Genomic DNA, 25,188 nt, shown 5'->3' with positions numbered 1-25,188 from the left:
GCCTGTGCCGCCTTTTTGCTTTTTGCCGGCCTGGCGCAGTATGCTCTGTGCCGTCTTCTGCTTTCATCCGTTGAGCCGAGTTGCCGATGAGCCTCTCTTTCGATCTTCCGTTTGCCGTGATCCCCCAGATCCAGCACCTCGATCCCCGTTGCCGGAGCCAGCATGACCTCGTCTGAACCTCTCTTCGACAGCAAGGCGTTTCTCAGTGCCGTCACCCACCAGAGCGGCGTCTACCGCATGTATGACAGCGGCGGCACCGTCATCTACGTGGGCAAGGCCAAGGATCTGAAAAAACGGCTCGCCTCCTATTTTCGGGCCAACGTCGACAGCATCAAGACCCGCACCCTGGTGCGCCAGATCGCCGACGTGCAGGTGACGGTCACCCACACCGAGACCGAGGCGCTGATCCTCGAGCACAACCTCATCAAGCAGTACCAGCCCCGCTACAACGTGCTGCTGCGCGACGACAAGTCCTACCCCTGGATCATCATCACCGCGCACCAGCATCCGCGCATCGGCGTTCATCGCGGTGCCCGCAAGGTTAAGGGGGAGTACTTCGGCCCGTATCCCTCCGGCGGTGCGGTGCGCGAGAGCCTGCACCTGATGCAGAAGATCTTCCCGGTGCGCCAGTGCGAGGATGCGGTCTATGCCAACCGCAGCCGCCCGTGCCTGCTCTACCAGCTCAAGCGCTGTGCCGGCCCCTGCGTGGCCGGGCTGGTGAGCGAGGCCGAGTATGCCCAGCAGGTGGAGCTGGCCAAGCTGTTTCTGGCGGGCAAGAACCAGCAGGTGATAGGCGAGCTGGTGGGCAAGATGGAGTCCGCCAGCGGCGATCTGCGCTTCGAGGAGGCGGCCCGCTACCGGGATCAGATCCAGGCGCTGCGCCGGGTCACCGAACAGCAGTCGGTGAGCGGCAACGTGCTGGACGAGCTCGACGTGGTGGGGGTGGCCTTCGAGCAGGGGACCGCCTGTATCCACGTGCTCTTCATCCGCCAGGGCAAGGTGCTGGGCTCGCGCAGCTACTTCCCGAAAGTGCCGGCCGATACCCAGCTTGACGAGGTGGTGCAATCCTTCCTGCTGCAATTCTATCTGTCGGGGCAGGGGGGCGGCAGATCCCGAGCGAGGTGCTGCTCGATGTGGCGCTCGAAGACGAGAACGTCATCGCCGAGACCCTGAGCCAGACCGTCGGCTACAAGGTGCGGGTGGTGAGCCGTACCCGCGCCGAGCGAGCCCGCTTCATCAAGCTTGCCTCCATCAACGCCCAGACCGCGCTGCGCTCGCGCCTCGCCCACAAGAGCACCACCACCGCTCGCTACGACCAGCTGGAGGAGCTGCTGGAGCTGGAGCGTCCCATCGGCCGCATGGAGTGCTTCGATATCTCCCACACCATGGGGGAGCGCACCGTGGCCTCTTGCGTGGTGTTCAACCGGGAGGGGCCGCTCTCATCGGAATATCGCCGCTTCAACATTGACGGCATCACCGGCGGCGATGACTACGCCGCCATGGAGCAGGCGCTGGAGCGGCGTTTTGGCAAGCAGCAGGAGCCGGACAAGGTGCCGGACGTGCTGTTTATCGACGGCGGTCTCGGTCAGCTGCGCCGCGCCGAGGAGATCCTGGCCCGTCAGCTGGAGTTTCTGGGGGGCAAATATCCGCTGCTGGTGGGCATCGCCAAGGGGGTGACCCGCAAGGCGGGGCTGGAGACCCTGATCCTGGGAGAGAGTCACGAAGAGCTGCATTTGCCGGCAGATATGCCCGCTTTGCACCTGATTCAGCACATTCGCGACGAATCCCACCGTTTTGCCATCACCGGCCACCGCGCCAGACGGGCGAAAGCCCGCACCACCAGTACCCTGGAGGACATTCCGGGGGTGGGGCCGAAACGGCGGCAGGCGCTGCTCAAGTACCTGGGCGGGCTGCAGGAGGTGAAAAAAGCCGGGGTGGAGGAGCTCGCCAAGGTGCCCGGCATCAGCCAGGAGCTGGCCCAGTCCATCCATGACGCCCTGCACTCGCTCTAGCCATTGGTAGCTGAGACGGGGTGCATGCGCCCTCCTGTCTGCCCTGACGGCGAACAGGGGCTGTCGCCTGGGGTATCGGCAAGGGGCGAGTTGAGTCACATCATTCACTCTGGGTTCATTCACTTCGGGGATCCCGGCACACAAGAGCCGTGACGCAGGGGGGCCGTAAATGCCATAATGGCCCGCATCCTGAGGTTGTTGATGGATTCATAGACCAAGGCGGGCGCCTGTCCGGTTGCATCCGTGATCGGCTTGGGGCTACCATGTAGCGGCATACAAGAAGTGGCTGAAAATAATGACAAATATTCCTAATCTGCTGACGTTTTTTCGGATCTTGCTCATCCCCGTCTTCGTCATCCTGTTCTACCTTCCCTATCAGTGGTCCTATCTGGCGGCGGCCATCGTCTTCATCCTGGCTGCGGCGACCGACTGGTTTGACGGCTACCTTGCCCGCAAGCTGAACCAGTCCACCGCCTTCGGCGCTTTCCTCGATCCGGTGGCCGACAAGATCATGGTGGCGGCGGCGCTGGTGGTGATCGTCGAGCACTACAACACCATCTGGGTGACCATTCCTGCCATGACCATGATTGGCCGCGAGATCATCATCTCCGCCCTGCGCGAGTGGATGGCCGAGCTTGGCAAGCGCTCCTCGGTGGCGGTCAGCTGGATTGGCAAATGGAAGACCATGATCCAGATGGTGTCGCTCACCGGCCTCATCTGGCAGTACGACATCTGGATGGTGTGGCTGGCCTATGTGCTGCTCTATGTGGCCACCGTGCTCACCTTCTGGTCCATGTTCCAGTACATGAAGGCCGCCTGGGGCGATCTGACCTACCACTCCCGCTTCTAGTCAGCGTTTGTACTAAGCGCTGTTTCCCCGCACTTGGGGCAGGGAAACGGTCGTGAACGTTGAAAATGCAGGAAAAGGGCAAAAAACACCCGAACGATCAGGGTATTAAACATTTTTGGTTGACTGGGCGAGGAACATCGCTAGAATGCGTCCTCGTAGTCAGGCAGTCAGCCAGACCAATGCGGGAATAGCTCAGTTGGTAGAGCACGACCTTGCCAAGGTCGGGGTCGCGAGTTCGAGTCTCGTTTCCCGCTCCAAATTCAGACAATAGAGAGTTTCTCTCTTTTGCATGGCGCGTTAGCAAAGCGGTTATGCAGCGGATTGCAAATCCGTTTAGTCCGGTTCGACTCCGGAACGTGCCTCCATATTGACAAGCCCGCGGCGCGAGCTTGATACCGATTACGGTGCCCGAGTGGTGAAATCGGTAGACACAAGGGATTTAAAATCCCTCGACGTTCGCGTCGTGCCGGTTCGATTCCGGCCTCGGGCACCAAACTATAGTTTCATACAGTCTCAAGACATACCATAAACCCGCATAGCTAAAGGCTTTGCGGGTTTTTTGTTGTATCTCGTCGTATCATAAGGCCTCATGACATCCCCCCCCGAGTTTGGGGGTACTTTTGGGGGGACATGTTCCCACTGGGATAAAAAGTACCCCCACATGCCCGCAATCCCGCGCCATTCCTGGCCTGTGAGGTGGAGGCTTATACCCCCAGCGTCTGTCATGTACCCCCAATTGAATCGGGAGATACCCCCATACCGCTATCTGATACCGCAGCTCGACAAGCCAAGTTCACTGGTATGTAGTGGTCAACTAAATCCGGACACACAGTTAAGCCGATTTTCGGCCTCTGCTGGCGGTATCCCATCATTGTGTTGATGCGGGCGCCGCCAGTTGTAGTAATCCATCAGGTAATAGCTGATATCCTGCTTGGCTTCCCGCAGGCTCATGTACCCCGTGGTCGGAAGCCATTCCGTCTTGAGGCTCCTGAACAGCCGCTCCATCGGCGCGTTATCCCAGCAGTTGCCACGCCGACTCATGCTCTGGGTCATGCGATAGCGCCACAGCCGTTGCCGAAATACCCGGCTGCCGTATTGGCTGCCCTGGTCGGAGTGAAACAGCACGCCAGACGGGCAGCCCCGTTGCTGATACGCCATGTCGAGCGCTTTCACGGCCAAGTCAGCATCAGGCCTGCCGGACATCGCCCAGCCCACGACCCGTCGGGTGTGGAGGTCGAGCACCGCCGCCAGGTAATGCCAGCGGCCACCTGCCCATACGTAAGTGATGTCGCCGCACCACACCTAATTGGGTTGCGGGGCAGCAAATTCACGCGCCAGATGATTGGGAATATCCGGTCGTTCAGACCGCGCGACCTGATAACGATGAGCTCCCGGTTGTTTAGAGACCAGCCCGGCCTCCTTCATCAGACGACGCACCTTGAACCGGCCAATCTGATGCCCCAGTGCCCGCATCATTGACATCAAGGCCCGGCTGCCAGCTGAGCCTCTGCTCTCTTTGAACAGACACAGTAACTCACTTCTCTGCTGCACCCGTTCACGGTTAATTGTGCGCCTGCGAGCCAGATAGTCGTAAAAACAGGCGGTTGATATACCGAAAGCGCAACAGACCAGGGTGGTGGGGGCTTGCTCCCTTAATCGGTCTATCAGCGCGTACGTTCGAGTTCGTCCGCCATCAAGAGAGCAGTAGCCTTTTTTAGAATGGCCTTTTCGCGTTCAAACCGGTTGATGCGGGCTTCCAACTCCTGAATTTTCTGCTGCTCAGGGGTCAGCGCCCGGTTAGCAGGTGTAGCGCCACTTCGTTCTGATTGAAGTTGCTGAACCCATCGACGCAGCACGGTTTCGCCGACATCCAGTGAACGGCTGGCTTCGGGGACTGAATAGCCTTGGTCGAGCACCAGGGATGCGGCTTCCAGTTTGAACTCGGCAGTGAATGAGCGGCGTAATCTTGTCATTGAACACTTCTGGTAATGGTGGTGACTGTACCACCTAAAACGGTGTCCGGGATGATTAGACCATTACACGGGCTCACTTTGTAAGGTTTATTTACGAAATAAAATATAACGTTAGGTGAATACGGGATGAAAGGAAAAATTTACAAAAAAGACAAGAAAATCTACGAAAGCAAATTGTAAGATTGCTTACATGAAAATAAATGACCGCATCAAAGAGACACGTAAGAGGCTCGGGTATAGCCAAGAAACTCTTGGCTCAAGAGTCGGTGTATCACGCGTATCCATTAGCCAATGGGAGCGAGGTGAGAACACACCTAATGGGCGCTATCTCAATGAGTTAGCAGCGGCTCTCGGGGTTACTGTTGACTGGCTTTTAACTGGGAGCGGGGATTCCCCTCAGCTACCTGCAGAACACCTAATTCTTGGTTATCACAACGTCGAACCGGCGGTGGTATCACAGCGTAAGCGGATCCCTGTGATCAGCTATGTCCAGGCGGGGAACTGGCGTGAGATGTGCGAGCAGGCCACTACCTTCGATGGCAATGTTGAGTATGTGACAGCCAGTGTCGATATTGGGTCCTGTGGCTTTGGCCTCTGGCTACGTGGCGATTCCATGTTGCCGCAGTTCAAAGAAGGGGATTTGATCATCGTTGACCCCGACGAAGCGCCGCAACCTGGAGATTTCGTTGTGGTCAAGAACGGCAGCAACGAGGCAACTTTCAAAAAGTACCGTCCCCGTGGCATCGACGAGAACGGGCAAGAGGTATTTGAACTTATCCCCCTCAACGATGATTACCCCACCATGTACTCCGACCGACAGCACATTCAGATCATCGGTGTGATGGTTGAGCAACGAATTTTTAGGAAACGATAGCTGAACATGTTTTTGATAGGCTTAATGCTGCTTTTACTATTTATAGGAATATGCAAATTCAGCGTTAATAATAACATGCAACAATATCTTTTTAGATTTACTGTAAAGGTGGGCTAATTGATTATCATCGTTGTCTCGATTTTAGTTTTTTTTATTTTGTGCATAAGTACAACTAGATGTCGTGGTTTGCTTATTTCAGTTGCTGTTTTGTACATAGCCTTAAGTGGGCTTTATGTTGTAAGCGATATGTTTACTGGTGCAGGGTTTAATACTTCAGTAATGTATCACTTATATACTGGTGTGCAAGGCGCTGGGTTCAGTGAGTATGTTAAAGAAATCGCATATGGTGCTGGATTTGTTTTTTGTGCAATCATATTTATACTTTCTCAGGTTTTTATCAAAAAAAGTAAGAAAGGGTTGATGAAAGTTAGTCCATTCATATCATTTTCTCTTTCATCTTTATTGTTTTTGATTTCTCCATGGGTAAACAATTATTACGAGCAAGCTAGGCTGTATGTATCTGGCGTGTTCGATAAACAAGACGTTGGCGATGAATATGTTGTAAATAAGTCAAAAATTAAAAACAAGAAAAATATAGTTCTGATTTACGCTGAAAGTCTTGAGAGAACATATTTAAGTGAGAGTGAATTTCCAGGGCTCATATCTAAGCTCGTTCCTATCATCAATGAAGGTATAGATTTTACTAATATTGATAATGATGGGGGCGGTTGGACTATTGCAGGCTTGGTAAATAGCCAGTGTGGATTGCCACTATCATTACCTAGTGGGCAAGGGAATAACATGGGGTCAATATCTCAGTTTATGCCTGATGCTTATTGTTTAGGTGACATTTTAAAGGATAATGGATATGAGCTTAAATTTATTGGTGGCGCAAAGTCTGATTTCGCTGGAAAAGGAACGTTTATAAAGCAACATGGTTACACATCAGTTGATCGAGATTACTTTGAAAAAACAATCCCACCTGATAGTATTAATTACTCTGACTGGGGTATTCATGATGACCATCTTCTTGATTATGCATATGAGTCATTTGTTGAGCTTAGTAAAAATAAGAAGCCGTTTGTTTTATCGCTGTTGACTCTAGATACGCACCATCCATGGGGGCATATTCCATCGAGATGCATTAATGATAAGCCGTATGGCGATGGAACAGTGAACATACTTAATGCAGTTCAATGTTCAGACAAGTTGTTGGCTGAATTCATCAGTAAGATTCAGTCTTCTGAGGCATATAAAGATACAATAATCATATTGCAATCAGACCATTTGGCTATGAGTAATGATGCACTATCTATTCTGAATAAAGATCCGAGAAGTAGAAAGAATTTATTCGTTGTGCTTGGTGCTAACTTGGAAAAAAAGAAGGTTGATAGACCTGGCTTATTGATTGATGTGGGTGCAACTATACTTTCATTTCTTGGTAATAACGATGGGTTAGGTTTCGGCCGAAATCTACTTGAGGATTATTATAGCGGTATGGCCTACACCAAATTTAATAAAGGTGATAAAACTCTTTCGTCCTATTCAAACTTCTCAAAAAGCACTTGGTCTTTCTCTACATTCTCGCATGGTGCGAAAATAAAAGATAACAAAGTATTTCTAGCAGGGGATAAATATTATTCACTCCCCGCATTATTTGTCTTGAAGGATGAGGCTGATATAGATAATGTGTATTTTGATGAGTTTAACAAGCATTATTTATCTTTAGATAATGGTACATCATTTGTTATCGTTAACTCATGTAACGAGTTGGGCATAAAAGGTGATGGGGGTTGTTTTGTCTTTGGTGAAAAAAACAAAGCAGTATCAATACAATTTTTCAAAAATACAGCATCAATAAAAGATGACTTTTTTGAAAAACAAAAAATGAAGTTGATAACGTCTCCAGTTTCCTTTGAAGGCATCTATTCGTTCAATTCGTCTAATGGGGTATCTGTTGATTCAATCTATATTGACGGTGATTACAAAACAATTGGCGCAGGTGTTAACATAATTAACAATAATTTTGATGGCAGCCATGAAATAAAAAATCACTCTAACTGCAATGATATCAAGAAAATTAGTTTAGATAAAAAACCGTACAAAAGTGTATTTATATCCTTTCAGTATGATACCTGTATGGGGGCCCTTGATGCAGTATTCCCATTATCAGAAAAAATCAAAAAAAGTCAATTTAAATCAGGCGAATACGTACTGCTTAAAGTAGATTCTGAAATGTTTAAAAATGATGTTTTAGATATCATTCAAGCCCCAATTAAAGCTGGGGATGTAATGACATTTGATAACAATGCTGAAGTAGTCGATTTAAATCGCCCTATTTTTTTGAATATAAACATAGACCTGATATAAAACGGGTTACCTAAGTAATGACAGTCCGTAAACTCGATGTGTAGTGGCCTAATCATCCCGGACAGCCTTTTAGGTGGTACCGTCGCAACCATGATCTGATGTGTTCAATGACGAGATTAGGTCGCTCATTTACTGCCCAATTCAAACTCGAAACCGCATCCCTGGTGCTCGACCAGGGATATTCTCTTCCCGAAGCAGGTGTTGGGGTATCAGATTGACCGATTCAAAGTCCGTAACCTGATGAAAGAAGCCGCACTGGCATCCAAACACCCCGGCGCACACCGTTAAAAGGTTGTACGGTCTGAACGACCGGACATTCCCAATCTGCTGACACGAGAATCTGATGTTCCACAACCCAATCATATGTGGTGTGGCGATATCACCTACGTCTGGGCAGGTGGTCGTTGGCATTACCTGGCAGCGGTGCTTGACCTGTACACCCGGCGGGTCGTGGGCTGGGTGATGTCTGATAAGTCTGATGCAGAGCTGGCCATCAAAGCACTGGAGATGGCCTATCAGCAGCGGGGTTGCCCATCAGACGTGCTGTTTCACTCCGACCAGGCAGCCAATATGGCAGCCGGGCATTTCGGCAACCACTGTGGCGCTATCACATGACCCAGAGCATGAGTCGGCGTGGTCATTGTTGGGATAGCGCCCCGATGGAACGGCTGTTCAGGAGCCTGAAGTCAGAGTAGCTCTCGACAACGGGATATATGAACCTGTGGGAGGTGAAGCGAGATATCAGCTAATACCTGATGGATTACTACAACTGACAGCGTCCACATCAACACAATGACGGGATGCCGCCAGCAAAAGCCGAGGCTCCGCCTGACCAAGTGTCCGGATTTAGTTGACCACTACAGTCGGTGTATCCTTGGTTGGTGAGGTCGTGCACCACCGGGATGAGCTGCCTGTTTCTCGTCTACTAGAGGGTTGAGCTACTAAGGTGACCCTCGTTGCTTTCTCTAGAGTTCCGAGATGATGGTCGACACTTCTTCGGCGCCATTTCTTATCTCTTGCATCACTTTCGCGACATCGTCGATCTGCCTTTGTCCATGGATGGCGCCATCTGCCGCGGACTGGATCTGTTCGCTGACCTGATGGGTGAGCTGCTGATTCTGGCTGACCACGCTTGCGATCTCGTTAGTGGATTGAGAAGTTCTTGCCGCCAGTTGACGAACTTCATCCGCCACGACGGCAAAGCCTCTGCCTTGTTCACCGGCTCGCGCGGCTTCGATGGCGGCGTTGAGCGCCAGCAGGTTGGTCTGATCTGCAATGCTGCTGATGGTTGAAACGATGGCGGTGATATTTTGAGATTGGGCATGCAGCTTGCTCATCAGCGTACTGGCATTTTCCATCTGGGTGACGATGTTGTCCGAGGTGGAGACGACTGTGGTCAGCATGTCCTCACCCTTGATGGCTGAAGCCTTGGTGGTGACGGAGGTTTCGTTGGCCACTTTGGCCACATTTTGCACGGCCTGATCTTTTTTGATTTGCGAGGTGATGTCGGAGGCGAACTTGATGACCTTGATCACCTTGCCATGGCTGCCCCGCACTGCGTTGTAGGTCGCTTCCAGCCAGATTTCATGACCCTGTTTGTCAAAGCGCTGAAAGCGCCCCGATTTGAAGCTTCCCTGAGCCAGTTCCTGCCAGAAATCTGGGTGTTCCCGGTAAAACAACTCATCACAGAACATGCGATGCTGACGACCTCTTATTTCATCGAGTCGATAGCCCATGGTGTCGAGAAAATTGCGGTTGGCGTTGATGATGACGCCAGTTGGCTCAAACTCGATGACCGCAAGGGAGCGATCCAGCGCTTCGAATATCGCTTTCTGCGTCATGAGCTGATCATGTTGCAAGGTCACATCGGAGGCGATTTTAACGACTTTGATGACCTTGCCATCCTGGCTGACCGGGAAGTAGGTTGCTTCCAGCCAGATTTCCTGGCCGTGCTTGCCGACTCGCTGGAAGGTGCCGTGCTGGTTGTGACCATTGGCCAGATTTCTCCAGAATTCCCGGTAGGAGGGGGAGTCCGAGTCCTCTTTTCGACAGAAGATGGCATGGTGCTGCCCCACGATCTCCTTGAGGCTGTAGCCGACGGTACTCAGAAAAAGCGGGCTGGCATCGAGGATATGGCCATCGGGAGTGAATTCGATCATGGGGAGATGGGCGTGCATGGCGTGGTTCAGCGCCTCGCTCTGCAAGGCTCTTGCTCTCTCTGCAACCAGCTCTTGTTTCAGTTTCGTGTTAAACATAAGTATTTACTCCCCAGCCAGGTAGTAATTGTGCATGTGCCATGAGCCTTCAATCCACTTTTTACACCTTAGTAGGTATAAGGCTTCATTTGTGAGTGTAACAGACGCCGACAACTGACTCAGGTTACTCCATACAAAAATCAGGCCTAATACACCATGGTACGCCAGCGGATGGTGTTGCCCCCTGGGCTGGGCACCTGCCGATACTGTGCTGATAGTCAATATGATTGGGCGTTGGCGGCGACTCACACCAAGCTTAAAGCTGCCCCTCCAAGCCCGGCATGGTAAAAGTGGTAGCACCGATGAGGGTAAGGTATGGTGGTTTGAGGGGGTAGCTGGGGCCTTTTTGTGCAGTTTGCATCGCATTTTGCGCGCCTTGAGCGGACCTTGTGGCAAGTTGCTCGCTTTGGGGGGCGGGAGAGGGGGAAAACCAGGTCGTTTTTCCTGGCTTGGGTTTTGCTTGAGTCGACAAAACGGATCGGCTCTCTGCAGCTCATGCCTTGCTGCGATGGCCCAATGACGCTCTGCTACCAGGATGAGGTGATGCCATGGCTACTGCACAAGGACTCTTGCAGGACACCGCCTTCGACCAGACCGAGGCACATGCGGTGTCGCATGCGCCCCGAGGAAGGCATTCGGTCAAACGGATGATGATCCTGGGGGGATCCTGGTGGCGGTGCCGCTGGTCGTGGCATCCATCGTCTCCTTGTGGAGCAGCCAGGCACAGCTGCGCGCACAGGAAAAGGTCGAGCGCTTCAATCAGGCTCACCTCATCTTCAAGGAGACGCGCTATGACCTGGTGAATATTCAGCAATTCATCACAGATGCGGCGGTGACCGGCAACACGGAAGCGGGCCTCGCCGAGGCGGCCACGTTCCGTGACACCGCCTTGCAGAACATCAATACCCTGATGCGCAGCCTGCCGGACTTGAGCGACGAACTGCTGCCGTTGCAGGAGACGATCAAGGGGCTGTATGACAAAGGGATGGCCATGGTGGATACCTACAGTCGCCAGGGCCAGGCGGCGGGTAACCTGATGATGAGCAGCCAGGGTGGCTTTGATCAGATGGTGATAAGCATCAACGAGCGGCTTGAGCGTATCGATCATCAGCTGGACAGCCAGCTTAGCAGTGCTGTTGCCAGCCGTGATGAGGCCAAGGAACTGGCCCTGCTGATGGGGCTGGTGGCCGGGCTGGTCTCCCTGCTGTTCGTGGCGCTGGCCTATTTCATTCAGTACCGTCACCTGATGCGCACCCTGGGCGGCGAGCCGGATTATGCTGCGCGGGTGGCCGCCGAGATTGCGGCAGGCAACCTCACCGTGACCATCCAGACCCGTTCGGCAGACAATCACAGCGTGCTCGGGGCCATGCGGTTGATGGCGGCGCAGCTCAGCCGCCACATGCGCCAGATAGACCTGCGGACCCGGCAGCTGGCCCAGTCTTCCTATCAGATTTCCGATATCTCGAGAACCATCACCGACGCGTCTCACCTGGAGCAGCACCACTCGGCGGAAGTGACCCGCGCCAGCAACGATCTCTCCTGTGCGGCCGAGGCGGTTTCCGGCCTGGCAAGCCAGGTGGGGCAGCAGGCGGAGCTTGCCTATCAGAGCGCCCATCGCAGCACCCGGGTGATGAGTGAAAACATCGAGGAGATGCGCCACGCCGTGACCGAGGCGCAGCAGGCGGAGCAGAAGACCCGCCAGCTGAGCGAGGCGAGCCAGCGCATTCAGGTGATCACCCAGTCCATCACCGCCATCACCGAGCAGACCAACCTGCTGGCCCTCAACGCCGCCATCGAGGCGGCCCGGGCCGGGGAGTATGGCCGCGGCTTTGCGGTGGTGGCCGACGAGGTGCGCAAGCTGGCCAACAATGCCGGTCAGGCCACCAAGGAGATCAACGAGATCGTCACGACCCTGAGCCGGCTCATCGGCGAGAACGAGAGCTCGGTGAAGAGCGTCATCGCCCGTACTCACCTGACCATGGACAAGGCACACGAGGCGAGCCAGTCCATCAACGGCCTGATGACGGAGATCGAGCGCAGCGTCGGCGCGGCAGATCAGATCCGCGGCACCAGCGACGAGCAGATGGGCAAGCTCTCCTCGCTCAATGCCCATCTGCACGACCTGCTGCATGCGCTCTCGGAGAACACCGAGAAGGTGCAGACCACCGGGATCATCAGCCGCACCCTCTATGAGGAGTCGAGCCAGCTGCGCGACATCATGGAGCAGTTCCGCTTCGAGGCCGAGAGCGGGGCCGATCGCACCGAGCACGAGCTGCGCCGGGCGCCGCGCATGTACCAGCACATGATGGTGAAGGTGCTGGCCGGGGGCGGGTTCCACGAGTCGATCACCGAGGATTTCAGCGTCACCGGCCTGCGGCTGCGCACGGTGCAGCCCCTGGCTCTGGACAAGCTCGCCGAGGTGGAGCTCAAGATCTACACCCCCAAGCCCTCCATCGATCTGTATCGCAACCAGACGCCGTTGGCGATCAAGGCCAGGGTGATGTGGTCCCGTCAGGCGGAAGAGGGCGAGGTATACGGGCTGGAGTTCATCGAGGTGGCACCGCAGGCGCGCAGCCAGCTGGAGGCCTGCTTCAAGCACTATGCGCTGGAGCCGACCTATACCGGCTGATGCCGTGTCGAGCCCGACAGGTGGATGGCGACAGGGTGCCGAGTGCACTTTAGAGAACCAAGACGAGATGATGAAAGAGGGGAGCCTGGGCTCCCCTCTTTATTGTTGGGCTGACAACCCAGGGTGTCAGCCCTTATCCGGCGCGCAATCGTACCTTTAGAACTTGTAGAGCCAGGAGACGGCGGTGAAGTAGCCGTTGTAGTCCTGGTTCAGGTTGCCGAGGTTGCGCTCTTCGCCGGTGTAGAGGTAATCCACGTCCTGGAAGTATTCGTAGCGCACATCCCAGCGCAGCGAATGCTGCTTGGTCAGCTGATAGAGGGCGTAGCCTCCCAGCCGGTGCTGCTTGCTGGTGAGATCCGGGTAGTCATAGCCCTTGCTGGCGTCGGTCTTGCCGCGGCCATAGGCGAAGCTGTAATCGAGCCCGAGCTCGAGATCCCGGTCAAACGCCTTCTTCTGGGTGAGCCCGAGCCCGAGGGTGGTGATCTCGTCGCGCACCGCCGTGCTGTAGGGATCCCAGTCCGGTGCACCAGTGTAGGCGTGGTTCTGGCTGGAGGTGATCCACTGCAGGTTGCTGAACAGGTGGCCGCTCAGGTTGTCGTCGAACTGCTGGTTGAGGGTCAGGTCGATGCCATAATCCTTGCCCTCGCTGCGCCCTATGTCCGGCTCCTTGTAATCATCTCTGGCCCACCACCCTTCGAGGCGGGCATCCATCCCCTCGCTGAACTGATAGCCGAGATCCCCCCTGAGTTCGACCCTGTCCCTGTCCGCCAGATAGAACTGGCGCAGGGTCGGGCTGCCGTTGCCACCGGCGCTGTCGTGGCGCCAGTCCGAGCCGTCGCGGGTGCTCCAGGCGAGCTTGCCGCCCAGTTGCAGCGCCCCGGCCGGGCGGTAGCGCCCCTTGAGGAACAGGGTGTGCTCGTCGGTGTCCTGCCGGTCGGCCTGCTCGCGCTGATCGGCCTTGTACTGATAGCCGGTGGTGAGCTTGACCGAGCGGCTGAGCCGGTAGTCGGCCGCCAGGTCCGCCTTGCTGCGGGTGCGATCGCTCTTGCCGCGCTGCTTGCCGACCACCGCGTATTCATCGGACTTGTCCTTGCGGTCCCGATACTCGCCGCCGGCGCGCAGGGTGAGATCCCGGCCAAAGCGGCCTACCCACTTGGCGTCGGCCTGCAGGGTGCTTACCTCGCCGTGGAAGTCATCCTGGCTGATGGGGGCGTTGCGAAACGCGGTCAGGCTGCCGTTGGAGGTGGCCTGGCTGGTGAGCACGCGGCCGGTCAGGCTCTGCCGGTCCCAGTTGTACTGGCCGGATAGGCTCAGCTGGTGGAAGTTGTTGTCCGGCTCGTAGGCACGCTCGTTGGCGTAAGGATCGGCGACGCTGCCATAGTAGAGCGCCGTGTCATCGGTACGGTAGAGGGAGCCGTTGTAGGCGAGATCGACCAGCCAGCCTTCTCCCAGGTAGCTGACGCCGCTCTTGACCAGGGTGGTCGAGCTGCCGTCGACGGGCTTGGGCAAGAGGCCTGGCCCGTTGCCGATACCGGGCACGCTCGACTGGTAGTAGGCGAGGGTGGCCTCTTTTTTCTCATGAGAAAAATCGGCATAGGGGCGCCACGGGCTCTTCGGGGTATAGGCGAGCCCGGCGGTCAGCTTCTTGCGCACCACCTCCTTGTCGAACTCCGCCAGCGATCCCTGGGTCAGCGGGCTTTCGCCCGGCTGATAGACGCTGCGGCCGTGGTTGTTCCAGAAGAAGGGGGATTCCGAGTAGCCCAGCCGGGCACGCATACCGTCGTAGTGGCCCTGTTCGGTCGCCAGGCTGAAGCGCTCCATGCCGAGGTTTTTCACCGCCAGGCTGCCGTAGCGGGAGCCTTCTCCCCGGTATTGCAGGTCGGCGTTGAAGATGCCGAGCATGCCGCTGTCCTGCTGGCTGGGAACCCAGTTGCGAAAGCGGGTGGCGCCATCGTCGTTGGCATAGCCTGCACCCAGCCCCACCTCGCCAAACCAGCCCTCATCGCGTTCGCAGGACTTGCAGCTCCAGCGTTCGGTCTTGGCCGGTTTGCTCTGCTGCAGGGCGTAATCCCCGACTGCCAGCGGCTCCTCGGCCGCCTGGGCCGAGCAGACCGCCAGCAGGGAGAGCCAAAGTGTTGAGTATTTCATGACTTCTCTCCTCAGCGCCGCAGTGATTGACCGTTGGGATGGTTGGTCCCGTGGATCTGGTTATGACAGTTCAGGCAACTGCCGCCACGCACCTTGAGATCCCCCTCGGGGATGGAGACGTTGGCATGGGGCACGCTGTGGCACTCCTGGCACAGCTGGGGCACCCGCTTGTTGAGCAGCGCCTGGTTGATGGAGCCGTGCGGGCTGTGGCAGAGGGAGCAATCCTCGGTCACCGGTTCGTGTTCCCACAGGAAGGGGCCCCGTTTCTCGGCGTGGCACTCGTAGCAGCTCTCGTTGAGGCTGGGCTGCTTGAGGCTGGCCTCGTTCTGCGACTGGTGCGGGTTGTGACAGCTGGAGCAGGGCAGCTCGCCATTGAGAATGGGGTGGCTGGTGCGCTTGTGCAGATCGGCCTTTTGCTGGGCGTGGCAGCTGGTACAGGTCTCCACCTGCAGCTTGCTGTCCATCACCGGATCCTTGGCCTGGTGCAGGCTGTGGCAGCTGGTGCAGGAGACATCCTCCACCGCGTGAGCACTGGCATGCCAGCCCATCCGCTGGGTATCGGTGTGGCAGGAGAGACAGACGCTGTTCTGCTTCTCCACCGGAACCGGCGAGTCGGGGCCGAAGGTGATCATGGGTTCCCGCTTCTGCCCCTTGCGGGGATTGCGCGGGTGGTTGCCAGCGGGGCCGTGGCAGGCTTCACACTGCTTGTCGGCCATGGGGCCGTTCTGGTTGCCAAGGTTGCCGTGCACATTGTGGAAGATGCCGGTGGCGGGCTTGCGCGAGTCGGCATCGTGGCACTTGAGGCAGGTATCGGCCCCCTTGGGGGAGTATTTTCCCTGGTCGAATTTCTGGTCGAGGGTGGCCTCGACCTGCAGGCGCGGATCGGCATCGGCCGCCGGCTGGGCATCGCTCTTGGCCCAGACCGGCAGGCAACCGAGTGCCAGCAAACCCGCCAGGAGCCACTGCGGGGTGATTCTTTTCATATCGTGTCCTTCAACGGCAAAGGGCCGGGGGGAGGCATCCCCCCGGCCTGGTGGTCTCAACGGAAGTCATACACCTTGTGAACCTTGTCGACGCCCTGCTCCTGCCCGACGGCATGGCAGGACGCGCACTGTTCAACCCCGGTGGCGGCCTCTATCGTCTCTGCACCAAAGATGGCGCCGTTGTTCTTCATGTGGGTGGCCCACTCATCCCCGGCGACCGGGTTGTCCGGCTTGACCAGCCCCAGCGGCGACTTGAGGTGGCAGCTGGCGCAGACCACCAGGGTCGGACTGAAGAACTTGGGCTGCTTGTTGTCCGCCGTGGTCGCCACCAGCGAGGGTCGTTCATTCTGCTGATTGGGCAGATTGTACTGACCCTTGGTGTGGCAGGACTCGCAGTTGTTCAGCTTGCCCGGGAAGGTGGCATCACCGCTGCGATGGGAGCCGAAGGCGTGGAAGGAGTGCACGTGGTACTTCAGATCCCCCGGTACCCCCGCATAGAAGGAGGTGCGGGTGGCGTTGTGACAGCTGGTGCACTGGGCGAAGTCCTTGGAGGCGTGGGCCGAGCCCGCGTTGCCCTCGGTGTGGACAGCCAGATCCTTGTGACAGCCGTTGCAGGAGGCCAAATCCGCCCCTGCCTTGAGCACATAGCTGCCGTCGACCCCGCCTTCGACCCGGAAATAGGCCTTGACCGGGTTGATGGCCACGTAGGAGAGGGCGCTGGCGGTGCTGCTGCAGGGGAGCAGATCCCCGGCGGCGAAGGCACCGTTGCGATCCGCCTTGCGGGCCACGCACACCTGCAGTTCAGCGATAGTGGCCGCCAGGGTGCCGGTCACCTCGTTACCCACCTCTTTGCGGCACAGGAAACTGCCGCCGCCCTGGCTTTCGCACTTGGTGAAGTCAATCTTGTTGCCGGCGACGAAGGTCTGCGGGTTGGTGTAGCCCAGCTCGAAGCCGCTGCCCTGATCCCAGTTGACCAGCACGTAGGGAGCCTTGGCCAGATCGCCGTACTTGATGTACTTGAGCACCCCATCCATGGTCTCGACCGGCGTGCCGTTGGCGGTCACGGTCAGCTCGACCTCGATGTTGGGCGCGGCGTAGCGCACGTCGTCAAACTTGAACACCAGCTTGTCGCGACCGGCGGCCTCGTTGGCGAGGTAGCCCATGTGCACGCTGCTGGGGGACTTGGTGTTGCCGGCGGTCTCGGCGTGGCACTGGGTGCAGAGGGTGCCGCTGTTGATCTTGCCGTTGATGTGGCTGACGTAGCCGGTCGCCGTGGTGGAGTCCGCGTGGCAGGCGCCGCAGGGTTTCTCCTGGGCGTGCTGCCAGTTGTTGGCATCCGGGGTGGTCGGAGTGACGCCCTTGTGGCAGGTGTCGCAGTTGCGCGGATCCTGCGGGAAGTGGCTCACCAGCTTGGTGGCGGTGGCATCCAGGTTGCCGTGCAGCTTGTGCACCAGGGTGGTCAGATCGCCTCGTCCGCTGCCGGGCACGCTCTCGTTGTGGCAGGTGACGCAGAGCTTGGGATCGGCCCGGTTGCTGTGGTGAATAGGCTGCTTCATGTGGCAGCTGTCGCAGCTCTGCTGCTCCAGGATGTCGCGGGTCAGCAGCGGCGGCGTGCCGGCCGGTACCCAGTCCAGCACGTAGTCGGTGACAGGAATGCCGTTGCTGCCGCCAAAGTAGATGCCGAGGCGGTGGGTCGCTGCCTCATCCCAGCGGATCAAGCCGTTGTTGTCCTGCGAATCGCTCGGATAAGGGTCGCGCACCGTGGTGGCATTGAAGGAGAAGGTGTAGCGGTACTGGCCATTGCCAAGGGTTTCCAGCTTGCCGCCGTTCTCGCCGGTGGGCCGGTTGTTCTTGGTGCTGTAGATGAAGCTCTTCCAGATGACAGGGTCTTCCCGTTTGGCGTCGCGACCGGGGATCACCTTGGCCAGGGTGAAGGAGGGAAGGGTGGTTCCCAGCTCATAACCCTTGCCTTGCTTGTCGGTTACTTTGAATTGCACCGAGAGCTGACCGCTCTCGCCAAGTTGTGGGGTGGAGGCCGAGATCACCAGCGAATCTGGGGTTCCCGGAGGGGGAGGAGGTGGATCCGTCTTGTCGTTGCCATCACCGCCGCCCCCACAGGAGGAGAGGGTGAACACCATTGCTGAAGCCACCAATACTTTCCAGTATTTCATTGTTTTATCCTTTTTTATCGGACTTATTGTTCCATATATGAGCCAGCTCAAAAAATTCCCAAAAAGATACCACTTAAGGGTCAAAAGAGGACTAAATACGGTATAAATCATTTCCATCTTAATTGTAAGGTTTATATATTAGACGGCGTTGATCTAAGTCTCAAAAACGGATCGAAAATTAACCTTGAGTATAAAAATGTCTGTTTTTACTGGGGTTTATAGACCTTTTCTGGAAGAGGGATAAGAAATGAAACGCAGTGTGAAGCTGGAAATACTGGGACTGTCGTTGCTTTTGGGTTCTATTGGCACCGCACATGCCAGCCTGGACTCATTGGTGGATACATGTAACTCATGTCATGGAAATCAGGGGATCAGCACTCAGAACGATATTCCGACTATTGCAGGACTGGCAGAATCAAATCTTGCCGAGCAGATGCGCACCTACCTGGACGGCCGGCCAAGACCGTTAATCATGTCACCGGTGACACCAGCAAGAAGGGGAACATGACCGACATTGTTAAGGGCCTTAGCGACGAGCAGATCGACGAGTTGGCGGCGCACTATGCCGAGCTGCCCTACAAGCCGATGAAGCAGCCGTTCGATGCGGCGCTGGCCAAGGCGGGGCAGAAACTGCACGACGACTCCGGCTGCAAGAAGTGCCACTCTGAAGGGGGATCGGTGGCCGAAGACGAGGCCTCCATCCTCGCCGGCCAGCCCAAGGGCTACCTGCTGACCTCCCTGCAGGAGTTCAAGGCCGGCAAGCGCAGCAACGACGAGAAGATGAACAAGGCCATCATCGCCATGAGCGATGCCGACCTCAAGGCGCTGGCCGAGTACTACGCCAGCCAGCAGTAACGTCGCTGCCCCTCCCGTTGACGCAGCCACCCCGCTTCTGGCGGGGTGTGGTCTCGTGTTCATGACCGTCAAAGGAGCTGTCACCAGCTCCTTTTTGTTGCCAGGCGGGCAGACGGCACCCGGCGGGTGCCACCGTTTCGGAGTTTCCTATGAAAAAGATCATCAAGTGGCTGCTGCTCGCCTCCCTCGCCCTGGGGGCGGGTCAGCTGATGCTGGCCAGTGCGCAGGCAGCGGATGCCACGCCAGCTGCGCCGAGTGCCACATCCAGTGCCGATCAGGCAGCGCAACCCACCCTGGCCGAACGGCAGGCCAAGGCGGAAAAGAAGAAAGCTGCCGCCAAGAAGGCCGCGGCCCGTTTCGCCAAGTGCGAGAAGTGCCACGACGGGGAGGAGGGAATGCACGGCAAGCATGGTCAGGTCACCAACCCCAACACGGGGGAGCAGCTCACCTGCACCAACTGCCACGGCAATGCGTCGGCCGATCACCGTAAACAGCGCGGCGGCATGGTCGATGTGATGCGCTTTGGCAATGACGCCTTCCCGCTGAGCCAGCAGAACGGCGTCTGCATGAGCTGCCATGAACCGGACGATTTGCGCAAGGCCCTGTGGGCCCATGACGTGCACGCTACCCGGATCAGCTGCACCAGCTGTCACCAGTTGCACCCGGCCAAGGAGCCCATGGTGGGGATCCCCGAGAAGTCGCGCATCAAGCTGTGCGTCGACTGTCACCGCAAGCAGCACGAGGCCGATCTGGGCGGCGCCGTCAAGGAGGGCTCATGAACACGACCCGCCGCGACTTCATGGTGGGCATGAGCGCCGGCGCCCTGATCCTGCTGACGGGGGCCCCGCGCGCCCTGGCCAACAGCATGACCATCAAGGACGTGCGCTACGGCATGATCCACGACGAGACGGCCTGCATTGGCTGCACCGCCTGCATGGACGCCTGCCGCGAGGTGAACCAGGTGCCGGCAGGAGTGGCCCGCTTGCAGATCCTGCGCAGCGGCCCGGTGGGGGAGTATCCGGCGCAGGAGTACCGCTTCTTTCGCAAATCCTGCCAGCACTGCGACAACGCCCCCTGCGTGCACGTCTGCCCGACCGGCGCCTCCCACATCCGGGCGGAGGATGGCATCGTCGACATCAACCCCGACCTCTGCGTCGGCTGTCGCTATTGCCTGGCTGCCTGCCCCTATCAGGTGCGCTTCATCAACCCGGTCACCCGGGTTGCCGACAAGTGCGACTTCTGCCGCAAGACCAATCTGGCGGCGGGCAAGCAACCCGCCTGTGTCGAAGCCTGCCCGACCAAGGCGCTGGTGTTCGGCAATCTGGACGATCCCAACAGCCCTATCAGCCAGCGGCTGGTGCAGGAGACCACCTATCGCTACAAGCAGTTTCTCGGTACCTCGCCCAAGATGTACCGGGTGCCGAAAGGGGAGGTGAAGTCATGATCCCATCTCATCCGTATGACGCAGACCGGCTGACGGGAGGGAAGCACCATGTGGCATGATGCGTTTCACTTCGACTCGCTGGTGTGGGATGGACCCATCGCCATCTACCTGTTCCTGCTCGGTATCTCGGCAGGCTCGGCCACCCTCTCGGTGCTGCTGCGCCGGCAGGGAGCCGGCAGCGAGAGCGGCATCATCAAGGCGACCGCCATTCTGGCGCCGGTCTCGGTGATCCTGGGGCTACTTATCCTCATCTTCCACCTGGCCCGTCCCTGGACTTTCTGGAAGCTGATGTTCCACTACCAGTTCGACTCCGTGATGTCGATGGGGGTCATGCTGTTCCAGATCTACATGGCGGTGCTGTTCGCCTGGCTGGCGGTGGTGTTCAGAGCCGAGATCGAGGCCCTGCGCCGACGCCTGCTGGTGGACAAGCTCGCTTTTGTTGACGGCCTCATCGGCTGGCTTGCACGCTTCGAGCGGCTGCTGGCGCCGCTGTTGTTGCTGCTGGCCGTGCTGCTCGGGGCCTACACCGGCTTTCTGCTCTCAGCCCTCAAGACCTACCCCATGCTCAACAACCCGATCCTGCCGGCGCTGTTTCTGGTCTCCGGCATCAGCTCGGGGGTGGCCTCCACCATCTTGCTGGCGGTCACCCTGTTTCGGGAGGATGGCCACAGCCAGGGGGTGAGCTTCGTGCACCGCTTCGAGCGGCCCATCGTCGCCATCGAGCTGTTCCTGCTGCTCTGCTTCTTCACCGGCCTCTACTTTGGTGGCGGCCAGCGGGAAGCGGCCATGTGGGCGGCCATCGGCGGCGGTTTCTGGTCCCAGGTGTTCTGGTTCGGGGTCATCGGGCTGGGGATCCTGCTGCCCCAACTGCTGGGGCTGGTGGGCAGTCCGGCCAAGGCTCATCAACCGGCCCGGCTGGCGCTTATCTGCAGCCTGAGCCTGGTGGGGATATTGCTGCTGCGCTACTTCATCCTCTACGCAGGGCAGATGACGGTGATGTAGCTAGTGTGTAGCCACTGCGCAGATAGATAGCGGGCAAATCGCAGGCAAACAAAAGGCGGGATCTTCCCGCCTTTTTTATTGCCGCCAGCCAGCCAATTCAGATCAGCGCGCGCTGCTCGAGGCGCTGCTCGCCGGGGCGGCAGACCAGCACCGAGCCCTGCTCGAACCAGTCACCCAGCACGATGCGCCGGGCTGGCGCGCCGTCGAGGTTGAAGTCGTGGATGGCGGGTCTGTGGGTGTGGCCGTGGATCATCATCCGGCAGTCGTGCTGGCGCAGCATCTCGTCCACCGCCGCCGGGGTCACGTCCATGATGGTCTGGCTCTTGTGGGCGTTCTCCATCTGGCTCTGGCCACGCATCTTGTAGGCGATGGCCTGGCGGCGCGCGAGCGGCAGGCGCAAAAAGAGCCAGCGCAACCATTTGAGCTGGGTGATGCGGCGAAACTTCTGGTAGCCCTCATCCAGGGTGCAGAGCAGATCGCCGTGGCTCAGCACCACCCGCTCGCCATAGAGCTCGATGACGCAGGGATCCCCCAGCAATGTCATGCCGGCGCGTTGGGCAAAGGCCTGACCCAGCAAGAAGTCGCGGTTGCCGTGAATGAAGTAGAGCGGCACCCCCTGCTGGCTCAGGGCCGCAAAGGCGTCGGCTACCTCGCCGTGGAGGGGATTGGGATCATCGTCGCCAATCCAGAATTCAAACAGATCGCCCAACACATAGAGGGCATCGGCGCCGGGGGCGTCGTGCGCCAGAAAGCGCACCAGGGCGGCGGTCATGTCGGGCCGCTGGGCACACAGGTGAATGTCGCTGATAAAGAGGGTGCTCATGAGAAAGTGCGCTGGGCCCTGTTGAGGTGGCTGGAAGTGGAACTGGTATTGGTATTGGTATTAGAGCTGGAAGTGAAGTGGGTGCCCGTCGCCCTCGGCTGCCACGTCAATCGGGCAAGCTCGCCGCCCTCCAGAGTGAGCAGCGCGGCATACGGGTCGCCGGCAAGGCCCAGCAAGTGGCACATGGCCGCTTCCCCTTTGAGCCCTTCATCAAGACGCAGGCGCAGCACTTGGTGATAAAACGCCGCGCCGAACTGCTCAAGCAGCGCAGCCATCAGGCTGAGGTGGCGCCAGCCGTTGAGGCGCTCGAGGGGGTCCGGGGTGAGGTAGAGCTCAAGGGGCCAAGGGTGGCCATCGGCGCCGGTGACGGTCTGCTCGGCGAGCCAGATGTCAGCACCCTTTTGTGCAACCCGCCAGCCTTGGGCGGCCAGCGACTCGGCAAACGCGGCCGAGTCCGGATGGCGACAGACGATGTCGAGATCGCTGCCGGGGCGGTCGAGCCCGATGGCGACCGTGCTCACCAGCGCCAGGTCGCTGCACTGCGCTGTCAGCGCATCCCGCACCCCGGCCGTGAGCAGGGCATGGGCCGAGCGTTGGCGCGGGTTGCCGTGGGCCAGGTAGTCGAGACGGCGCCAGTCGATGGGGCCGGCCTTCGCAGATGGAAAAACTGCGGCCGGGGCCGCAGTCAGTTCATCTCGCAGAAGGCAGAGATCACTCGGCAAGGGTCACCTTGGTGATCACGACGTCTTCGGTCGGCACGTCCTGGTGGATGCGGCCGTAGTTGCCGGTCTTGACGCCCTTGATCTTGTTGACCACGTCCATGCCGGCGGTCACTTCACCGAACACGCAGTAGCCGAAGCCTTGGGTGGTGGCGGATTTGAAGTCGAGGAAGTCGTTGTTGTTCACGTTGATGAAGAACTGGGCGCTGGCAGAGTGCGGCTCCATGGTACGGGCCATGGCGATGGTGCCGACCTTGTTGGACAGGCCGTTGGCCGCTTCGTTCTTGATGGGGGCGCGGGTGTCTTTCTCTTCGAAGCCAGGGGCATAGCCGCCGCCCTGGATCATGAAGCCGTCGATGACGCGGTGGAAGATGGTGTTGTCGTAGTGGCCGTCACGGCAGTATTGCAGGAAGTTGGCCACGGTTTCCGGGGCTTTTTCAGCGTTCAGGGTGAGGGTGATGTCGCCGTGATTGGTGTGCAGAGTGACCATGATATGTCCTTTCATTTGATGCGGGCGACCAGGTGCCCGCAGGTGTATGGCATAAAGTGGTGGCAATTCTAGCCCATCAGGGCCCTGCGGCATAGATGGTGCACCTGATCCGGCACGTTTTCTGCCTCGTTTTCTACGCGGGATGCGGGTAGAATGGCAGGCCATTTTACTCACAGGCAGTGGTCATAAGATGCTGAAGATATACAACACACTCACTCGTCAAAAAGAAGAATTCAAACCTATCCACCCGGGCAAGGTGGGCATGTATGTGTGTGGCGTCACTATCTACGATCACTGTCATATCGGCCACGGCCGCACCTTCGTCGCCTTCGACGTCGTCGCCCGTTACCTGCGCTACAGCGGCTATCAGCTCAACTACGTGCGCAACGTCACCGACGTGGACGACAAGATCATCAAGCGCGCCGCCGAGACCGGCGTCACCTGTGACGATCTGACCGAGCGCCTGATCGGCGACATGCACGCCGACTTCGATGCCCTCGGCATGGTGCGCCCGGACGTCGAGCCGCGCGCCACCCAGCACATCGGCGAGATCATCGAGCTGGTGCAATCCCTGCTGGATAAAGAGCACGCCTACGTGGCCGACAACGGCGATGTGATGTTCATCGTCGACTCCTACGCCGACTACGGCAAGCTCTCCGGCCAGGATCTGGAGCAGCTGCAGGCCGGCGCTCGCGTTGACGTGGTGGATGCCAAGCGCAACCCGCTCGACTTCGTGCTGTGGAAGATGTCCAAGCCGGGCGAACCGACCTGGGACAGCCCCTGGGGCCCGGGCCGTCCTGGCTGGCACATCGAGTGCTCCGCCATGAATTCCAAGCACCTTGGCAACCACTTCGACATCCACGGCGGCGGCTCCGATCTGCAGTTCCCGCACCACGAGAACGAGATTGCCCAGTCCTGCTGCGCCCACGGTGGCGACTACGTCAACACCTGGATGCACAGCGGCATGGTGATGGTGGATAAAGAGAAGATGTCCAAATCCCTTGGCAACTTCTTCACCATCCGCGATGTGCTGGCCCACTACGACGCCGAAACCGTCCGTTACTTCCTGATGTCTGGCCACTACCGCAGCCAGCTCAACTACTCGGAAGATAACCTCAAGCAAGCCCGCGCCGCGCTGGAGCGCATGTACACCGCCCTGCGCGATCTGCCGGTCGCCGCTGCTGCCGGTGGTGACGAGCAGGTGGCTCGCTTCAAGGAAGCGATGGACGACGACTTCAACACCCCGGAAGCCTACTCCGCTCTGTTCGATCTGGTGCGCGAGATCAACCGCCAGAAGGGTGAAGACATGGCCGTTGCCGCCGCGCTGGGCGCCCGTCTGCGCGAGCTGGGCGCCGTGCTCGGCATCCTGCAGCAAGACCCCGAGGCTTTCTTGAAGGGTGACGAAGCGGACGAAGAGGTTGCAGAAATCGAGCGCCTGATCGCCGAGCGCAATCAGGCCCGTGCCGACAAGAACTGGGCTGCCGCCGATGCCGCCCGCAACCGTCTCACCGAGATGGGTATCGTGCTGGAAGACAGCGCCGGCAAGACCAGCTGGCGCCGTGCTTAAGGCCGGTGGCCCTGTTGGTGCCT

Annotated in this window: 15 protein-coding genes, 3 tRNA genes and 5 pseudogenes; 14 read left to right on the top strand and 9 right to left on the bottom strand. The window is 58.1% G+C overall.

Features of this window, described 5'->3' with window-relative positions; genetic code table 11:
- Nucleotides 1–162: 162 nt before the first annotated feature.
- The 5 genes and pseudogenes from uvrC to ACPDZI_RS13785 all read left to right on the top strand — a co-directional run bounded on the left by uvrC (nucleotide 163) and on the right by ACPDZI_RS13785 (nucleotide 3,355).
- Nucleotides 163–2,012: pseudogene (gene uvrC / locus ACPDZI_RS13805) on the top strand (excinuclease ABC subunit UvrC).
- 295 nt (nucleotides 2,013–2,307) lie between these two features.
- The gene (pgsA, locus tag ACPDZI_RS13800) at nucleotides 2,308–2,862 is read left to right on the top strand and encodes a CDP-diacylglycerol--glycerol-3-phosphate 3-phosphatidyltransferase (RefSeq protein WP_011706577.1); all 555 of its coding nucleotides are present in this window, start codon (nucleotides 2,308–2,310) and stop codon (nucleotides 2,860–2,862) included.
- A gap of 181 nt (nucleotides 2,863–3,043) precedes the next feature.
- Nucleotides 3,044–3,119: transfer RNA gene (locus ACPDZI_RS13795), tRNA-Gly, on the top strand.
- 34 nt (nucleotides 3,120–3,153) lie between these two features.
- Nucleotides 3,154–3,227 (top strand) — tRNA-Cys (locus ACPDZI_RS13790).
- Nucleotides 3,228–3,268: 41 nt separating this feature from the next.
- Nucleotides 3,269–3,355, top strand: a tRNA-Leu gene (locus ACPDZI_RS13785).
- Between the two features lie 317 nt (nucleotides 3,356–3,672).
- Here the strand turns inward: ACPDZI_RS13785 and ACPDZI_RS13780 are convergent.
- A pseudogene (locus ACPDZI_RS13780) lies at nucleotides 3,673–4,835 on the bottom strand (IS3 family transposase).
- 190 nt (nucleotides 4,836–5,025) lie between these two features.
- Between ACPDZI_RS13780 and ACPDZI_RS13775 the strand changes: the two are divergent.
- From ACPDZI_RS13775 to ACPDZI_RS13765, 3 genes and pseudogenes are all read left to right on the top strand, one after another.
- Nucleotides 5,026–5,709, top strand: coding sequence for a LexA family protein (locus ACPDZI_RS13775; protein WP_146060900.1), 684 nt, complete (start codon nucleotides 5,026–5,028; stop codon nucleotides 5,707–5,709).
- Between the two features lie 117 nt (nucleotides 5,710–5,826).
- Complete coding sequence (locus ACPDZI_RS13770) at nucleotides 5,827–8,079, top strand: sulfatase-like hydrolase/transferase (RefSeq protein ID WP_438833318.1); 2,253 nt, start codon at nucleotides 5,827–5,829, stop codon at nucleotides 8,077–8,079.
- Between the two features lie 198 nt (nucleotides 8,080–8,277).
- Nucleotides 8,278–8,933: pseudogene (locus ACPDZI_RS13765) on the top strand (IS3 family transposase); the annotation flags it as partial.
- A 111-nt stretch (nucleotides 8,934–9,044) separates the two neighbouring features.
- Here ACPDZI_RS13765 and ACPDZI_RS13760 read toward each other — a convergent pair.
- Entirely contained in the window at nucleotides 9,045–9,437 is a 393-nt protein-coding gene (locus tag ACPDZI_RS13760; RefSeq protein ID WP_370511043.1) for a methyl-accepting chemotaxis protein, read from the bottom strand.
- Nucleotides 9,438–9,569: 132 nt separating this feature from the next.
- Nucleotides 9,570–10,256 (bottom strand): annotated as a pseudogene (locus ACPDZI_RS13755) (PAS domain-containing protein); the annotation flags it as partial.
- A gap of 748 nt (nucleotides 10,257–11,004) precedes the next feature.
- Here ACPDZI_RS13755 and ACPDZI_RS13750 point away from each other — a divergent pair.
- Entirely contained in the window at nucleotides 11,005–12,963 is a 1,959-nt protein-coding gene (locus ACPDZI_RS13750; protein ID WP_438833317.1) for a methyl-accepting chemotaxis protein, read from the top strand.
- Between the two features lie 156 nt (nucleotides 12,964–13,119).
- Here ACPDZI_RS13750 and ACPDZI_RS13745 read toward each other — a convergent pair whose 3' ends face one another.
- From ACPDZI_RS13745 to ACPDZI_RS13735, 3 genes are read right to left on the bottom strand one after another with little or no spacing between them, the layout of a single operon-like run.
- The gene (locus tag ACPDZI_RS13745; RefSeq protein ID WP_438833316.1) at nucleotides 13,120–15,111 is read right to left on the bottom strand and encodes an MtrB/PioB family decaheme-associated outer membrane protein; all 1,992 of its coding nucleotides are present in this window, start codon (nucleotides 15,109–15,111) and stop codon (nucleotides 13,120–13,122) included.
- An 11-nt stretch (nucleotides 15,112–15,122) separates the two neighbouring features.
- Complete coding sequence (locus tag ACPDZI_RS13740; protein ID WP_016351216.1) at nucleotides 15,123–16,094, bottom strand: DmsE family decaheme c-type cytochrome; 972 nt, start codon at nucleotides 16,092–16,094, stop codon at nucleotides 15,123–15,125.
- Between the two features lie 56 nt (nucleotides 16,095–16,150).
- Nucleotides 16,151–18,265, bottom strand: coding sequence for an OmcA/MtrC family decaheme c-type cytochrome (locus ACPDZI_RS13735; protein ID WP_438833315.1), 2,115 nt, complete (start codon nucleotides 18,263–18,265; stop codon nucleotides 16,151–16,153).
- 247 nt (nucleotides 18,266–18,512) lie between these two features.
- Here ACPDZI_RS13735 and pdsA point away from each other — a divergent pair.
- The 4 genes and pseudogenes from pdsA (at nucleotide 18,513) to netD (ending at nucleotide 21,566) form a co-directional block, all read left to right on the top strand.
- A pseudogene (gene pdsA, locus ACPDZI_RS13730) lies at nucleotides 18,513–19,120 on the top strand (periplasmic diheme shuttle PdsA).
- A gap of 149 nt (nucleotides 19,121–19,269) precedes the next feature.
- Nucleotides 19,270–19,899 (top strand): Nrf-like electron transfer protein NetB, encoded by a 630-nt coding sequence (gene netB, locus ACPDZI_RS13725; protein WP_263677186.1) that lies wholly within the window; start codon nucleotides 19,270–19,272, stop codon nucleotides 19,897–19,899.
- Nucleotides 19,896–20,564 (top strand): Nrf-like electron transfer protein NetC, encoded by a 669-nt coding sequence (netC, locus tag ACPDZI_RS13720; protein ID WP_263677184.1) that lies wholly within the window; start codon nucleotides 19,896–19,898, stop codon nucleotides 20,562–20,564. The genes netB and netC overlap by 4 nt, the downstream gene beginning before the upstream one ends.
- Nucleotides 20,565–20,612: 48 nt before the next feature.
- Nucleotides 20,613–21,566, top strand: coding sequence for an Nrf-like electron transfer protein NetD (gene netD / locus ACPDZI_RS13715; protein WP_263677182.1), 954 nt, complete (start codon nucleotides 20,613–20,615; stop codon nucleotides 21,564–21,566).
- A gap of 97 nt (nucleotides 21,567–21,663) precedes the next feature.
- Here netD and lpxH read toward each other — a convergent pair whose 3' ends face one another.
- Genes lpxH through ACPDZI_RS13700 form a run of 3 tightly spaced genes read right to left on the bottom strand, consistent with a single transcriptional unit; the run spans nucleotide 21,664 to nucleotide 23,598 of the window.
- On the bottom strand, nucleotides 21,664–22,389 hold the full coding sequence (gene lpxH / locus ACPDZI_RS13710; protein WP_263677180.1) for a UDP-2,3-diacylglucosamine diphosphatase: 726 nt from the start codon (nucleotides 22,387–22,389) through the stop codon (nucleotides 21,664–21,666).
- Nucleotides 22,386–23,111, bottom strand: a complete 726-nt coding sequence (locus ACPDZI_RS13705) for a DUF4269 domain-containing protein (protein ID WP_438833314.1) — start codon at nucleotides 23,109–23,111, stop codon at nucleotides 22,386–22,388. The genes lpxH and ACPDZI_RS13705 overlap by 4 nt, the downstream gene beginning before the upstream one ends.
- Nucleotides 23,101–23,598 (bottom strand): peptidylprolyl isomerase, encoded by a 498-nt coding sequence (locus ACPDZI_RS13700; RefSeq protein ID WP_005302674.1) that lies wholly within the window; start codon nucleotides 23,596–23,598, stop codon nucleotides 23,101–23,103. Before ACPDZI_RS13700 ends, ACPDZI_RS13705 begins: the two co-directional genes overlap by 11 nt.
- Before the next feature lie 190 nt (nucleotides 23,599–23,788).
- On the opposite strand from ACPDZI_RS13700, the gene cysS reads away from it, so the two are divergent.
- Nucleotides 23,789–25,165, top strand: coding sequence for a cysteine--tRNA ligase (cysS, locus tag ACPDZI_RS13695; RefSeq protein ID WP_323932201.1), 1,377 nt, complete (start codon nucleotides 23,789–23,791; stop codon nucleotides 25,163–25,165).
- The last annotated feature ends 23 nt before the right edge of the window (nucleotides 25,166–25,188 follow it).

It is taken from the genome of Aeromonas oralensis (genome assembly GCF_049665575.1).
Taxonomy (GTDB): domain Bacteria; phylum Pseudomonadota; class Gammaproteobacteria; order Enterobacterales; family Aeromonadaceae; genus Aeromonas; species Aeromonas hydrophila.
Note: the sequence above shows the minus strand (reverse complement) of the source record. Positions and strands in the feature narration are given on the sequence as shown.